Genomic DNA, 14,674 nt, shown 5'->3' on the forward strand with positions numbered 1-14,674 from the left:
TTGTTCTGCCCATCTTTCGTGATGATCTATTTGGTCGGCTTCCGAGGGCATGTCCCGTGACATCCAGTTCCAACGCCAAGTGCGCCGTCAGATCCAACCCTGAGCTGCCTCTGCGGGCGACGGTTATCGAAAACGACCTGCTCGCCGCAACTGTCTGGCTGGACAAAGGTGCTGACATCTATCGGCTGGTTTATAAACCACGTGACATCGACGTATTGTGGAAAACCCCCTGGGGCTTGAAGCGCGCTTCGCCCGGAGTGCCCTCCACCGCCGACTCAACCGCACGGTGGCTGGAGGTCTATCCCGGCGGCTGGCAGGAGATCTTCCCCAACGGCGGAGCGCCGTGCACATACAAGGGCGCCGAGCTGAACATGCACGGCGAGGCGTCCTTGACCAGTTGGGAGATCGAATCAATCAGCGACGGCGGCTCAAGCGCCTCGATTCGCCTGATCGCCCGGCTGGCGCGCAGCCCCTTCCGCATCGAACGGACCATGCGCGTCGAGCAGGGCAAGCCCATCCTCATCCTCTCCGAACGAATCATCAACGAGGGCGATGAGCCGATGGCGTACATGTGGGGCCACCATCCGGCGTTCGGCGAGCCGTTTCTCAGCGGCGCCTGCCGAATCGACCACGGCGCCAAGTCCATCCGCGCCGATGACGCCTACGATCCACGCAACAACCCCATGGAACCCAACCGCGTCTACCGATGGCCGCATGTGAGCCGTGGCCAGGCGGTAACCGACCTGTCGCGCGTGCCGCCCAAATCTCAACCCGCTGCCATGCTCGGCTATCTGTTCGATTTTGAGGTCGGCTGGTACGGCATCACCAACACCGAGCTGGGCTTCGGAATCGGATTGACCTGGCCGATTGAGGTGTTTCCCTATGCCTGGCTGTGGCAGGAGTTGTCCAGTTCCAGCGGCTACCCCTGGTACCGCCGTGCCCATACCCTTGCCATCGAGCCGTTCACGACCATCCCCGGTCAGGGGCTGCTCAAGGCGATCGAGCACGGCACGCATCGGATGCTGGAGCCGGGCGCATCCGTCGCCGCTGAAGTGCGGGCCATTTTTTACGAGTCCAGAAGCGGCATCAGCCGACTGAATCCGGACGGAACTGTCGTTCAACGTCACTGACCGAATGCCTTTTCATCCAGCAGATACTCACAGGAGCAACGCGATATGCCCCAATTGTCGCAACCGTTGATCAGCATGGAGCAGTTCGAGATGTGGGCGCAGGGTCTGGATCATCCCGAGGGGGTGGCGTGCGCCGCGGACGGGACGGTCTGGGCCGGCGGCGAGGCGGGACAGATCTACCGTATCAGCCCCGACGGCAAGCCACAGCAGATCGCCTCGACGGGAGGGTTCATCCTCGGGCTGTGCCTGGACGCCGACTCCAACGTCTACGCCTGCGACATCGTCAGGCGCGCCGTCATGCGCATCACGCCTTCCGGGCAGGTCAGCACCTACTCCTCGGGAAGTCCCGATCGGCCGATGGTCAATCCGAATTATCCCGTATTCGATGCCCAGGGGAATCTGTACCTTGCCGACTCAGGGCACTGGAAACAGAACGACGGGTGCGTGTACCGAATCAGTCCCGGCGGCAGGAAAACCGAGGTGATCTCGACGGCGCCCAATCAGTTCCCCAATGGTCTTGCACTGTCGGCGGATGGAAGGACGCTTTACGTTGTGCTGTCATTGATGCCCGGCGTAGTGGAACTGACGATCAACAGCGACGGCTCCGCAAGCCCGCCCCGGCCCGTGGTCACGTTGCCGGACACCATCCCCGACGGCGCCGCCATTGATGTTCAGGGCAATCTCTACATCACCTGCTACACGCCGGACGTCATCTACCGTCGCACGCCCGGCGGCGAACTTTCGGTGCTGGCGTACGACCCGGAGCACACGCTGCTGTCTTCGCCGACGAACATCGCCTTCTGCGGCACGGATCGAAAGATGCTGGTGGTGGCAAACCTCGGCCGCTGGCATCTGGCGCGCACTTACGTAACTGTCGCCGGGCAGCGTCTCAATTACCCCAGGATTTGAACTGTTTCTGGCCGTTATCACCACATAGGAAGGATGTGGCCATGTCTCAGACACAGCGATTCAAAGCAAAGGTGGCGATCGTAACGGGCGGCGGTCTGGGGATCGGGCAGGCCAGCTCCATCGCCTTCGCGCGTGAGGGCGCCAGCGTCGTCATCGCCGACGTGGACGAGAAGGCCGGCGCCGCCACCGCGGCAAAGATCAAGCAGTCCGGCGGGCAGGCGCTGTTCGCCCGCTGCGACGTGAGCAACAGCAGTGACGTCCAGGCAATGGTGCAGCGCGCCGTCAGCGAGTTCGGCGGCGTCGACGTCCTGCACAACAACGCCGGCATCCAGGCCTACGGCACCGTCGTCGATATGCCCGAGGAGGAATGGGACCGCGTCATGCGGATCAACCTCAAGGCCTCATACCTCACCTGCAAGTACTGCATTCCGGAGATGAAAAAGCGAGGCGGCGGGGCGATCGTCAACACGGCGTCGGTGCAGGCGTTCGCGTCGCAGCGGACGGTGGCGGCGTACTCGGCATCCAAGGGCGCGATCGTCAGCTTTACCAAGACCGTGGCGCTGGATCACGCGCCCGACAACATCCGCTGCAACTGCATCGCCCCGGGATCCGTCCACACCCCGATGCTCGAATGGGCCGCCGAGCTGTTTGGACAAGGACAGCCCAGGAAGGCGATCGAGAGCTGGGGCAAGCTGCATCCGCTGGGGCGCGTGGCGCGGCCGGAAGAGGTCGCCGCCCTCGTCCTGTTCCTCGCCAGCGATGACGCTTCGTTCTGCACCGGGGCATGCTACACCGTCGATGGCGGGCTGCTTGCGGCGCTGATGTGACGTGGCGCGATCAAGTGTCCAACGGCAAAAGCCCACCCATGATCAACTGGGCTTGGGTCCGTGCCGCGGCTAGCTCTCGCCGGAGAACTATTGCATTGCGCCGCAGTGTCCAAGATGAGGCGGAGTCGGTCCGTGTCCATCCGTTGCCTGTCCGCGGTCAACGTGGCCATGCGACTGTAAATCCGGCAAAACTGCGTAATTAAGGTAATCTGCGATTTTATCGATCGAATTATTTTTTAATTGATATTGGCCGCGACTTGTGCGACTATACCCGGTGGGTGAGACACGTCACGTGTAGTGTGGAGGCGAAAGATGACCGCGGCGGAGGCGGAGGAAGCCGTTGCCCGATTCATCCGGACGGCTTGCTCTGTTGATCATTCCGGCGCTGTTCCCTGTCCGGCGGATCTGCGCCACCGGCGGCTGAAGCGCGTCCGCGCCTCGTGTGCCGAGTGCTCGCCTACACGTTCTGACAAAACCGTCTCTTCATCGGTTGTGTTCCGGTCCGATGCACGCGCACGCACTCGCGCAGCAGAACCATTCATTCGAGGAGGTCCGAAATGTCCCGATTTGATCGCTCCAGCCTGACTCGCGTCCGTCGCGCTGCCCGTGTCGCATCGATCGTCTCCGCGGCACTGCTGGCGGCACCTCGACTGACCCACGCCGCCACCGCCACCGAAAACTTCGACGCCGCACCACTGCTGTGGGTCGGCATGGGCAACGGCACACTGGGCGGCGCCGGCATCGGCGGACAGTACGGCTTCAGCAACACCAACAACACCGCCGGCATCAGCGGCCCCGGCGAAGCCGGCGGGATCTTCTTCCGCACCTCCAGCCGCAGCTATTACGCCGACACCCACCTGGGTTTCCTGACCGAATCCCAATCCTGGAGCGCCAGCGGCGAAATCTTCGTCTCGGCACCGAACGCCGACAACGACGTGCTGGTCGGGCACTTCAGAACCCCGCCGGAGATGATCGGCACCAACGAGCTGCACCACGCCGGATTCATCCTCCGCGAGCTGGACGCCAATAACTTCCGCTTCATGGCCCGCATTCGCGGCGACGGCGGCAACCAGGACGACGGCAACGTCGTGGTCGTCCCCAACGGCGCTTATAACTTCGACTACTCGTTCAGCGGCAATACCCTTACCGCCAGGCTGCTCCAGCAGGGCACCAACAACGTTGTGGCCCAAAGCACCGTCACGATGAACAACAGCACCATCTTCCGCGCCAACGCGTTCGGGTTGAGCGGAGGATTCAGCGGTGATGGGGTGGCCCAGATGACCGTCTTCATCGACCGCGTGTCCTACAGCACCTATGTCCCCGGTCAGCGAGTGGTCCAGACGTTCGATTCCGCCCCGGCCGACTGGGTGCAGCTCGGCGGCGCTTCCTATGGCTTCAGCAACACCAACAACACCGGCCCGCTGAGTCCCGCCGGAGAAGCCGGGGGCGTGTTCCCGCGCGAAGACGTCCGCCGCGCCTATGCTGACACCACCATCGGGCAGCTTACCCAGGCCAACGCGTTCGGCGCCGCCGGCGAGTTCTTCTTCGGCAACCCCAACAATCCCGACACCGAAATGTTCATCGCCCACTTCGCCCAGGACCAGGTGGACGGGATCAAGCTGGGCGACAGCACTGCGCCGGATCAGGGCGGACACAACATCGCCGGGATCTACATCATCGACTCGGGCAACGACAGCTTCCGCATGCGCAGCCGCATCTACACCGGCAGCGCCCTGCGCCTCGACAGCCCCGACACCATCACGATCCCCATCGGCGACGGCAGATTCAGGTTCGACTACGTCTTCGATCCGGCGACGATGACGCTCACCTCCCGGATTTTCGACGACGATGAGGCCGGCAGCGCCCTGCTGGGCACCGCATCGGTGACGCTGCCGGAGGGAGAAACGCTCACGCTTGACGCGTTCGGCCTGACCAACGGCTTCAATGGCTCCAGCGTCTCATCGTTGAACTACACCGTGTTCATCGACGATGTGGTGTACACGGTTGGCACGGTCGCCGGCTCCAACTGGAACGTCAACGCCAACGGCAACTGGAGCAACGCCGCCAACTGGACCGGCGGCGTGCCCAACGCGCCGGGCGCCGTGGCCAACTTCGGCTCGGTCATCACCGCCCCGCGAACCGTCACGCTGGATGCCCCGATGACTGTGGGCGTCGTCAACTTCGACAACGCCAACAGCTACACCATCTCCGGCAGCAGCACGCTGACCATCGACGCCACCAGCGGCAACGGGGCGATCAACGTGCTGTCCGGCAGCCACAGCATCGCCGCCCCGATCCAACTGGCTGACAACACCACCGTGGCGGTCGCTTCCGGCCAGACGCTGTCGGTGCAGCACGTGCGCGGGGCGGGGCTGACGGTCGGCTCCGGCACGATGCGGGTGATCAACAACCTCGCCGCCAACTCGCCCGCCGGCACCAGCCGCGTGGCCACGCTGGCGGTGGGCAGCGGCGCAAGACTGGACCTGAACAACAACAGCCTGATCGTCAACAGCGGCTCGCTGGCGACGGTGACCGCATCGATCAAGTCGGCCCTGGAGAATGGCGGGAACTTCGACTGGCTTGGTCCGGGCATCGGCTCGACGCAGGCCAATGTCCAGAACACCACCGCCGGCAGCTTCCTGTACGGCCTGGGCGTTGTGCTGAATGACTTGGCACAGGTCGGTGGCAGCGGGCCAATCTACACGACCTTCGCCGGGCAGACACTCACCGGCAACGAGATCCTGGTGAAGTTCACGTACTTCGGCGATGCCGATCTTTCCGGCAGCATCGACGCCACCGACTACAGCCTGATCGACAACGGGTACGTCAACAGCCTCAGTGGCTGGATCAATGGAGACTTCGACTACTCCGGCAGCATCGACGCGACGGACTATGCGTTGATCGACAATGCGTATGTGAATCAGGCCGGTCCCTTGGCCGAGGCACTGATTGCCGAGCACGCCCGGATGTTTGGTGGTGAGTACCTGGCGGCGCTTCGGGCGGTTCAGTCGGGTGTGATTCCCGAGCCGGCGTCGCTGGGTCTGCTGCTTGGCGCGGCGTGGTCGCTTCGGCGGTCGCGGCGACGAGCATGACGCCCGGCGCTGTGCCGGGCCAGTGCAGTTGATTTTGAAAAGGTTGCTCCCGCGCAAGGCGTGTCCCGGCGGAAATGCCCGTCGCCGGGACACGCCGCGGGAGCATGGTCATTACATCGGGCAGGGGTGTGTGTTCTCGTTCACCGCAGGTGTTTACATCCTTGGAGGAATCATGTCGCGTGGGAGATCATCATTTCGACGTACTGTTCATCGCACGAGCAGGCTGATCGCACTGGCGACGGGAGTGGCACTGGGGGGATCGGCGTTTGGCACATCGCTGTTTTACGAGGATTTCACGACCGATTCGGATACGCGCTGGGTGGGCAACGGCAACCGCAGCAGCGCGAACAACAACTATGGGTGGTCCAACACCGACACCACCGGCACCTCGCCAACCGCGCCCAGCGGACAGGTTAGCGGAGCCGGTGAGCTGGCCGGCAGCATCCAGCGCGGGAACTTCTCCGACTACGGCTTTCCCACGGGGAACCTGTTCCCCACCGATGTCCTTCACGCCGACGGCGTGTACCAGTGGGTCTCGGGCTCGGGAAACTGGTTCTTCGGTTTCTACAACCAGGCCAGCCACATGACCGCCAGCGGGGACCCGCGCAACTTCATCGGCATCCAGTTGGACGACAGCTTCCAGGTCTACCTGCACAATGCCCGATCGGACCACAACGATCGAACGCACACCGGACCGCAGCAACTGCCCCAGGGGCAGACGATCCAGTGGTCGATCGATTACGACGGCAACGGCCAGACGACATTCGTCGTCAACGGTGTCACCGTGGTGCACAATTCAGGATCGGGGTATTTCACCGGCGGCGGGGGGCCACCGACGGTGTTCAACCGCTTCGGGTTGTTCCCCGGTTCCACGGGTGATACCGCAGGCGTGATCGCCTTCGACGACATCACATTCACCGTCGGCGACCTGACCCCGCAAACGCCGGTGTGGAACGTGGACCAGAGCGGCAACTGGAATGATGGATCGAACTGGCAGGGGACTGTGCCGCCCAATGGGGTGGATAAGCAGGCGCACTTCCTGGGCGCCATCAGTGCCCCGCGCACGGTCTACACGGACACGGCGGTGACCGTCGGGGAAATGAAGTTCGACAACGCCAACACCTACCTGATCACCGGCTCGGGTTCGCTGAACATTCAGGTTTCAACCGGCACCGGCTCGGTCAATGTGGTCAGCGGCTCGCACAAGATCAACCTGCCGCTGTTCTTCGCCAGCGACAGCAACGTCAGCGTGGCCGGCGGGGCGACGTTGACCATCGCCGATCCCATGACTGTCCGTGCCGGCAAGACCGTGACCAAAACCGGCAACGTACTGATCGAGGCGCCGGTGACGATCGAGGCCGGCGGGGTGCTGAATCTGGGCGGCGGCGTCAGCGCGCTCTACAAGGCCCCGACACTCGGCAGCGGAGCGAAAGTGAACGTGACGGGCGAGGGCGTGAACGTGATCCAGGGCAACCTCGCGACCGTGACGGCGCAGATCAAGAGCGGGCTGGAGAACGGCGGCAGCTACGATTGGCAGGGCGCCGGCATCAGCTCCACCCGCGCCTTCCAGCAGAACCAGACCGCCGGCAGCTTCCTGTATGGCCTGGGCGTCGTGCTGAACGATCTGGCTCAGGTCGGCGGCAGCGGGCCGATCTATACCACCTTCAACGGCCAGAGCGTCGCTTCGGGCGATGTGCTGGTGAAGTTCACCTACTTGGGCGATGCGGATCTGAGTGGCTCGATTGATGCCACCGACTACAGCCTGATCGACAGCGGCTACGTCAACAGCCTCTCCGGCTGGATCAATGGCGATTTCGATTACAGCGGTTCGATCGACGCCACGGACTTTGCTCTGATCGACAATGCGTATGTGAATCAGGCCGGTCCGTTGGCCGAGGCGCTCATTGCCGAGCACACCCGGATGTTTGGCGGGGAGTACCTTGCGGCGCTGCGGGCGATTCAGTCGGGCGTGATTCCCGAGCCGGCGTCGCTGGGTCTTCTCGCAGGTGCGGCGGCGTGGGCGATGAAGCGACGACCGCGCCGGGCCAGCAAGCTTCTGGCGGCGGCGGGGGCGCTGGCGCTGGCCGGCTCGACGTCGGCTCAGTCCGTGATCACCGAGGACTTCACGGTTGATCCGAACTGGGACGCGCTGAACAACCGGACACCGCCGCAAAACTACGGCTGGTCCAACACGGACTTCACCGGCACGGCGGTCAATCCGCCGGGAGGCACGGCAAGCGGCGCCGGCGAGGTCGGCGGCGTTATCCGCCGCGCCTCCAGCCCGGAAAACTTCTACGGGCGGGTGATCAACCCCATCAACCTCGCCGAGCCGTTCGAGGCCAAGGGGGTGATCCATCTCCGCCAGCCCGATGGCGGGTCGGGGATCAACCTGGGCTGGTTCAACAACGCTGATTTCTACGGCTCGGGCGGAGACCCGCACAACTTCATCGGAGCGTTCTTCGATGATGGACGCACGCCGTATGTGGCCGTGTACGACAGCGCCGGAAGCAGGCAGAGGAACCAGATGGGGACGATTTTGCCGACTGGCACCACAGTGCCGTTCAGCATCGCGTATGATCCGTCGATCGGCGAGTTCGGCGCTCTGACGCTGATGATCAGCGGATCATTCCTGACCATGACGCTGGACAGCACGATCAACGGCGTGGGCGAGCTGAACCGCTTCGGGCTGTTTGCCGTCTCCGCCGACGGCGCCGCGTCCGAGCTGTACATCGACGACCTGACGCTCACGACCGGCGTCATCACGCCCGTGGAGCCGACCTGGACGGTCGATAGCAGCGGCGACTGGAACGTATCCAGCAACTGGGCGGGCGGAATCCCCAACGGGGTGGACGCCAAGGCGAACTTCCTGGGCGCGATTTCCACGTCGCGAACGGTCTTCACCGACTCCCCGGTTGTCGTTGGTACGATGAAGTTCGACAACGCCAATCGGTACGTAATCGCGGGCACGGGATCGCTCAGCGTGCAGGTCTCCACAGGTGCCGGTTCGGTCAGCGTGATGAACGGGTCGCACAAGATCAACCTGCCGTTGTTCTTCGAGAGCAACACGGACATCAGCGTCGCCAGCGGCGCGACGCTGACCATTTCCGACCCGATGACCATCCGCGCCGGGCGAACCGTCAGCAAGACCGGCAATATGCCCATCGAGGCACAGGTGACGATCGAGGCCGGCGGCGTGTTGAACCTGGGCAGCGGCGCCAGTTCGATGTACAAGGCGCCAATCCTGGGCGCCGGGGCGAAGGTGAACGTCACCGGCGAGGGCGTGAATATCCTGGAGGGTAACCTCGCCACCGTCACCGCCCAGATCAAAACCGCCCTGGAGAACGGCGGGAACTTCGACTGGCAGGGGCCGGGCATCGGCTCGACTCGCGCCTTCCAGCAGAACCAGACCGCCGGCAGCTTCCTGTACGGCCTTGGTGTGGTCCTGAACGACCTGGCCCAGGTCGGCGGCAGCGGGCCGATCTACACGACCTTCAACGGCCAGGACGTGGCGGCCGACGATGTGCTGGTGAAGTTCACCTACTTTGGCGACGCGGATCTGTCGGGGAGCATCGACGCCACCGACTACTCGCTGATCGACAACGGGTATGTCAACAGCCTGTCGGGCTGGCTGAACGGAGACTTCGACTACTCCGGCACGATCGACGCGACGGACTATGCCCTGATCGACAATGCCTACGTGAATCAGGCCGGTCCGCTTGCTGAAGCGCTCATTGCCGAGCATGCCCGGATGTTTGGCGGCGAATACCTGGCGGCGTTGCGGGCGATTCAGTCGGGCGTGATTCCCGAGCCGGCGTCACTGTCGCTGCTGGCGTTGGGCGCGTCGTCGCTGGGCCGGCCACGTCGCGTCCGGCGTATCCAGAGATGACTGCACGGAAGACGAGGACTGACTGATTCCTCCTCGGCGTGAACGTCCGTGCCGCGACCCTTGCGGGTCGGGCACGGACGTTTCTTTTCTGCATGAAGATGCACTTCGTTCTGGCAATCGCTATCTTCAGCAGCACAATCTACTGCGGGAGAGGCTGACACCGTGCGCATTACCGAGATGAACCAGATCATGGCGGCGTTGATCACCCCGTTCGACGACGCCGGGCGAGTGGACTTTGTGCGATTGGGGCACGTGCTGCGATATGAGTTGTCGCTGGGGATCCGTTGCTTCTACGTTTGTGGCACGACGGGCGAGGGTTTGTCGATGTCGGCGGAGGAGCGCAAGGCGGTTGTGGAGGCGGTGCTCCAGGAGCTGGATTCGCAGCGTCCCGGCCGCAGTGCGTATGGGGTGATTGTGAACATCAGCCACATGGAATCCGCCGTGGCGATGGATTTGGCGCGTCACGCGGCCCGTGTGCGGGCCGACGCGGTCTCCACGCTGCCACCGCTGTTTTATCCCGCTTCGGCGCGCGAAGTGGAGATGTACTATCGGCGGTTTCTGGATGAGGTCGAGTTGCCACTGACGATCTACAACATTCCGATGCTCAGTGGCCGGGCACTGGACGAAGCGATGGCGGCGCGTCTGGCCGCCGACTATCCCAATTTCGCCGGGATCAAGCATTCCAGCGAAGACACGTTCGTGCTCAATCGTTTCAAGCAGATCGACAACGGTCGGCTGATGGTCTGGAGCGGGCGGGATGCGTACTACCTTGGTGGGCTGGCGATGGGGGCCGACGGGGCGATCGGCAACTCGTTCAACCTGATGGGCGATCTGTTCGTGCGCATCACTCAACTGTACCGCGCCGGCAAAGTTGCCGAGTCGCTGGACATGCAGCGACAGGCCAACGAGGTGCACCGCCGACTACAGGTCTGGGGCGGCACGCAGAGTGTGAAGCGATGTCTGAAGTTGCTTGGGGTGGATGCGGGAAGCTGTCGCCTGCCGTATCAGCCGTTGCCCGCCGAGGCCGAGCCGCTGATGCGCGAGACGGTGCAGATTCTGCGGCAGATTCGCGATCGGCTGGGCAAGACCGACGGCTAGGGCTTAGCCGGCAGATGAATCGTGAACGTGGTTCCGCGGCCCGGCTCGCTGCTGACGCTGATGCGTCCCTTGTGGTGCTCGACGATCTCCTTGCAGATGGCCAATCCCAGTCCGGTGCCGCGTGCCTCTCCGGGTTTGGCGGTTCCCTTGGTCGTAAAGAAGGGCTGGAAGATCTTGGGCAGCAGCTTCTCGGGGATTCCCGGTCCGGTGTCAATGACCTGGATGCGGACTTCGTCGTCCTCCGCGGCGCGGGCGGCCTTGACGGTGATCGAGCCTCCGCGGCCCAGCATTGCCTGACGGGCGTTGATCAGCAGATTCAGCAGCACCTGCTCGAGCTGGACCGGATCGCCATGAACGACCAGTCCGGGCTGGATCTGCACGCGCAGGGCGATGCCGTCCTTTTGCGGATCGCGCGCCAGCACCAGCAGCACCTCGTCCACAAGCTGCTGGACCTGCACCTGCCCGAACACCGACTGTCCCCGCGCCAGGTTCAGCATCGACGTGCAGATCTTTCCGGCCTTGCTGGCGCTCTGAAACGCCTTGGAAAGCGCCTTTTTGATCAGCTCCAGATCGGGTTTGTCGGATTCGGCTGACTGAAGTGCGTACTGCGAATAACTGACAATGGGGGTGAGCAGGTTATTGAACTCATGAGCGATGACGGCGGCGATGGTGCCGATCGTCGCCAGCCGCTGGCTCTCGGTGAGTTGTGACCGCAGCGTATCGAGCTGCGACTGCATCTGCGCAATCTGTGCGCTGAGGGATTGTTCGATCGGGACCGTCGGCGGATGATTCGTACTCACGCATGATTGTTATCGGCGACGGGCCGGATCAGAAATTACTCGGATTCAGACAGCGCGACAGCGGCGATTATCGGACAGTGAAGATTGTCAAACCGATGACACTGCCGCCAGAACCTGCTCGGCCACATAGTGGATCTGTGCCGGTTCCAGCTCCGGATAGATGGGCAACGCCAGCACCTGCTGACAAGCGAGCTCGGTATGGGGCAGATCCCCCTGGCGATAGCCCAGATCCCTGAAGCAGGCTTGCAGATGCAGAGGCAGCGGATAGTAGATCGCGGTGCCGATTCCCTTCTCGGTCAGAATCTGCCTGACGCGATCACGCTGCGGCACGCGGACGACATACTGGTTGTAGATGCTCCAGTTGCCCGGCTCGATCACTGGTCGAATCACGCTTGTGCCGGCGAAGATCGAATCGTAGATCGCGGCGTTTTGCCGTCGTGCCTCGTGCCACTGGTCCAGGTACTTGAGCTTGACGCTGAGCACGGCGGCCTGGATGGCGGCCATCCGGAACATCCCGCCGATCAGGTCGTGGTAATAGGTATGTCCCGAGCCATGAACACGGAGCTTGCGACAGGTCTGGGCGAAGTCGTCGTCGTCGGTGCAGATGGCCCCGGCATCGCCGAAGGCGCCAAGGTTTTTGGTTGGATAGAAACTGAGACAACCTGCCAGGCCCCAGGTGCAGGCGGGCTTGCCGTGGCGTTTGGCGCCGATGGCCTGCGCCGCGTCCTCGATCACAACCAGTCCGTGCCTGCGCGCAATGTCGTTGATCGGCTCCATGCGGGCCACCTGCCCGAACAGATGCACGGGCATGATTGCCCGGGTCTTGTTTGTGACTCGCTGCTCGATCAGGTCCGGGTCGATGTTGAATGTGCCCGGGTCGATATCGACGAAGACGGGCTTGGCGCCCAGCCGGGCGATGGAACCGGCGGTGGCGAAAAACGTGAAGCTCGGGCAGATAACCTCATCTCCCGGCTTGATCCCGATCGCCATCAGCGAACACAGTAGCGCATCGGTTCCGCTGCTCACGCCAATCGCGTGCTTCGTGTGACAGTACTCGGCAAGGGCCTTTTCAAATTTCTCGACATGCGGCCCGAGGATGAGCTGCTGGGAATCGCAGACTTCGTCGATGGCGCGGCGGATCTCGGCGCGCAGCGGCAGATACTGGGCTTGAAGGTCAAGGAGTTTTACGTTCATGACCCCGAGCGTACCCGCCGTCAGTCAAAAGACAATTCGGCGCTTTCGAGCCAGCAGCAGCGGCAGCGCGAGCATGACAGCCACCGCAGCGCAGGCCGGTTCGGGCACTATTCCCACCGCAAAGTAAGAGAGCCGGTCAGTGACCACCGTGATCGTGCTGTTTGGCGGATCGACCGTCCCGCCCAGCGGGCTCCATGCCCCGCCGGCAAAGTGATACAGATCCAGCAGCATCGGATCGAAGCCCGGCGGCAGCAGCGTGTCGTCGTAGCCGACGACGAGGGTCACGTCGCCGTCGAACTCGCCGTCAAACTCAAGCTCGAAGAGCTGCAATGGCCCCGGAATGCCGAAGTCGGGCATGCTGAACTCGCCCTGGGTCACGCGCTCGATGAGCTCCTCGTGATCGACGACGGAGTACTCTACGAAGAAGCTGCCGGGTTCGATGACGTTCTCGAACGAGAAATCGACGCCGCCGGGATGCGAAGAGCCTCCGTTGGCGCTGCCGCTGCACGTGCCGGTGTTGCCCACGACGGTGCCGGTGCGGATGCTCAACAGGACATCGAAGGAAACGCTCCCGCCGCTGGCCAGGGCGCCCAGCGCGTATTTCTGTGCGCCGGCAACCCAGAAGGGCGGGGCGGGCGCGAAGTAGTCCACGTTTGCCAAAGAATCGCTCTCGACAGAATAGTGGATGCCGACGCTGGGCTTGCCGGTGGCGTGGTTGTCCACTCCCTCAATGCCGTACCGGCCATTGTCGAACGCCACGGGCGCGACCTTGCTGGCGAAGTTGATGTAGTCGCGGAACGTTGTGCCCCTGGTTGCGGTGTAGGTGGTGTCAATCGCGATCTGCGTCGTATCAAAGCGGTATTCCTGAAAGGGACCGGCATACGAGCGGCTGTCATAGAGGCTCTGGACGGCGTTCAGCCCGTGCATGAACTGGAAAAGGTTCAGGTCCTGGATGCTCTGGCTGGAGGTGTTGGTCACGGTGTAGGTCTGCTTCAGGACATAGCGATTGCTGTCAACTGAAGAGCCCGCGGCCGCCGACGCCGGCGATGTGCCCATCTTGACCCCGAAGACGGTGTCGATCATTTCGAAGGCCAGATCGATACGCAGGTCGGGATTGGCGATGGAGGAGGCGGCGGCGGTTGGCATGCCGTCAGGGCCGATCCGCGTTGCGGTGATGGGGGACACGGTCGTGAAATTGGAGTTGGTCTGCCAGTCGGGAAAGAGGAATTGCGGTTCGAGCCAGGTGGGGTTTACCGTCGTGGCGCCCGGGCCGGCACCGATCTTGTACGACACCGCCGCAGCCCATTCACCGCACAGGTATTCGCGTCCCTCGTAGCCCGGCGTGTTGTCGTAAAGCCAGTCGGAGTAGCCCGCGTCCGTCAACGTGATGTTCCAGTTGGGATTGAAAATCTGAAGGGCCTGGCCGGAAGTCTGGGTCGCCGCGAGCAGCGCGAGCAGACCAACTCCAATTGTGCACAGGGCGGCACGATGCAATCGCATTTTCATGGTTTTCTCCTCCTCTGCACCAGGCCATTGCAGCCTGAGACTTGTTGTGCTCCCCGTCAGCCAATCCGTTGATCGAACAGCAAACTTCGACGCGGATGGCAACTCAGAAAGGTTCGTCCGGGATTAGCCGGAGCGATCGTAAAATGCCGAGAATATCATCAAATCTAAATTAGTCAATATATCTGTCGCACAGGATCCCCACGCCCCTTTCTTCCTCCTACCCCTCGTCTTA

The 14,674-nt window shown here is 63.0% G+C and carries 9 protein-coding genes; 6 read left to right on the forward strand and 3 right to left on the reverse strand.

Annotated features, from left to right (window positions below; all coding sequences use genetic code 11):
• Positions 1–56 precede the first annotated feature (56 nt).
• The 6 genes from ACQS5P_RS19025 (at position 57) to ACQS5P_RS19050 (ending at position 10,942) form a co-directional block, all read left to right on the forward strand.
• Entirely contained in the window at positions 57–1,130 is a 1,074-nt protein-coding gene (locus tag ACQS5P_RS19025) for an aldose 1-epimerase (protein ID WP_428938196.1), read from the forward strand.
• A gap of 45 nt (positions 1,131–1,175) precedes the next feature.
• Positions 1,176–2,039 (forward strand): SMP-30/gluconolactonase/LRE family protein, encoded by an 864-nt coding sequence (locus ACQS5P_RS19030; protein WP_428938197.1) that lies wholly within the window; start codon positions 1,176–1,178, stop codon positions 2,037–2,039.
• Positions 2,040–2,080: 41 nt separating this feature from the next.
• The gene (locus ACQS5P_RS19035; RefSeq protein WP_428938198.1) at positions 2,081–2,866 is read left to right on the forward strand and encodes an SDR family NAD(P)-dependent oxidoreductase; all 786 of its coding nucleotides are present in this window, start codon (positions 2,081–2,083) and stop codon (positions 2,864–2,866) included.
• A gap of 557 nt (positions 2,867–3,423) precedes the next feature.
• Entirely contained in the window at positions 3,424–5,958 is a 2,535-nt protein-coding gene (locus ACQS5P_RS19040; RefSeq protein ID WP_428938199.1) for a hypothetical protein, read from the forward strand.
• Between the two features lie 172 nt (positions 5,959–6,130).
• Entirely contained in the window at positions 6,131–9,844 is a 3,714-nt protein-coding gene (locus ACQS5P_RS19045) for a PEP-CTERM sorting domain-containing protein (RefSeq protein ID WP_428938200.1), read from the forward strand.
• Positions 9,845–10,006: 162 nt separating this feature from the next.
• Positions 10,007–10,942: a dihydrodipicolinate synthase family protein gene (locus ACQS5P_RS19050; RefSeq protein ID WP_428938201.1), complete on the forward strand. Its 936-nt coding sequence runs from the start codon at positions 10,007–10,009 to the stop codon at positions 10,940–10,942.
• Here the strand turns inward: ACQS5P_RS19050 and ACQS5P_RS19055 are convergent.
• The 3 genes from ACQS5P_RS19055 to ACQS5P_RS19065 all read right to left on the reverse strand — a co-directional run bounded on the left by ACQS5P_RS19055 (position 10,939) and on the right by ACQS5P_RS19065 (position 14,442).
• The gene (locus tag ACQS5P_RS19055) at positions 10,939–11,742 is read right to left on the reverse strand and encodes a sensor histidine kinase (RefSeq protein WP_428938202.1); all 804 of its coding nucleotides are present in this window, start codon (positions 11,740–11,742) and stop codon (positions 10,939–10,941) included. The genes ACQS5P_RS19050 and ACQS5P_RS19055 overlap by 4 nt on opposite strands.
• 87 nt (positions 11,743–11,829) lie before the next feature.
• Positions 11,830–12,936, reverse strand: a complete 1,107-nt coding sequence (locus ACQS5P_RS19060) for a DegT/DnrJ/EryC1/StrS family aminotransferase (RefSeq protein WP_428938203.1) — start codon at positions 12,934–12,936, stop codon at positions 11,830–11,832.
• 24 nt (positions 12,937–12,960) lie between these two features.
• Positions 12,961–14,442: a hypothetical protein gene (locus ACQS5P_RS19065; RefSeq protein ID WP_428938204.1), complete on the reverse strand. Its 1,482-nt coding sequence runs from the start codon at positions 14,440–14,442 to the stop codon at positions 12,961–12,963.
• Positions 14,443–14,674: the final 232 nt, after the last annotated feature.

It is taken from the genome of Fontivita pretiosa (genome assembly GCF_050410795.1).
Taxonomy (GTDB): domain Bacteria; phylum Planctomycetota; class Phycisphaerae; order Tepidisphaerales; family Tepidisphaeraceae; genus Fontivita; species Fontivita pretiosa.

What these genes read in the sequence shown, in the direction of transcription:
- ACQS5P_RS19030 (WP_428938197.1), top strand. Translation starts at nt 1,176, where the DNA reads ATGCCCCAATTGTCGCAACCGTTGATCAGCATGGAGCAGTTCGAGATG.
- ACQS5P_RS19035 (WP_428938198.1), top strand. Translation starts at nt 2,081, where the DNA reads ATGTCTCAGACACAGCGATTCAAAGCAAAGGTGGCGATCGTAACGGGC.
- ACQS5P_RS19040 (WP_428938199.1), top strand. Translation starts at nt 3,424, where the DNA reads ATGTCCCGATTTGATCGCTCCAGCCTGACTCGCGTCCGTCGCGCTGCC.
- ACQS5P_RS19045 (WP_428938200.1), top strand. Translation starts at nt 6,131, where the DNA reads ATGTCGCGTGGGAGATCATCATTTCGACGTACTGTTCATCGCACGAGC.
- ACQS5P_RS19060 (WP_428938203.1), bottom strand. Translation starts at nt 12,936, where the DNA reads ATGAACGTAAAACTCCTTGACCTTCAAGCCCAGTATCTGCCGCTGCGC.
- ACQS5P_RS19065 (WP_428938204.1), bottom strand. Translation starts at nt 14,442, where the DNA reads ATGAAAATGCGATTGCATCGTGCCGCCCTGTGCACAATTGGAGTTGGT.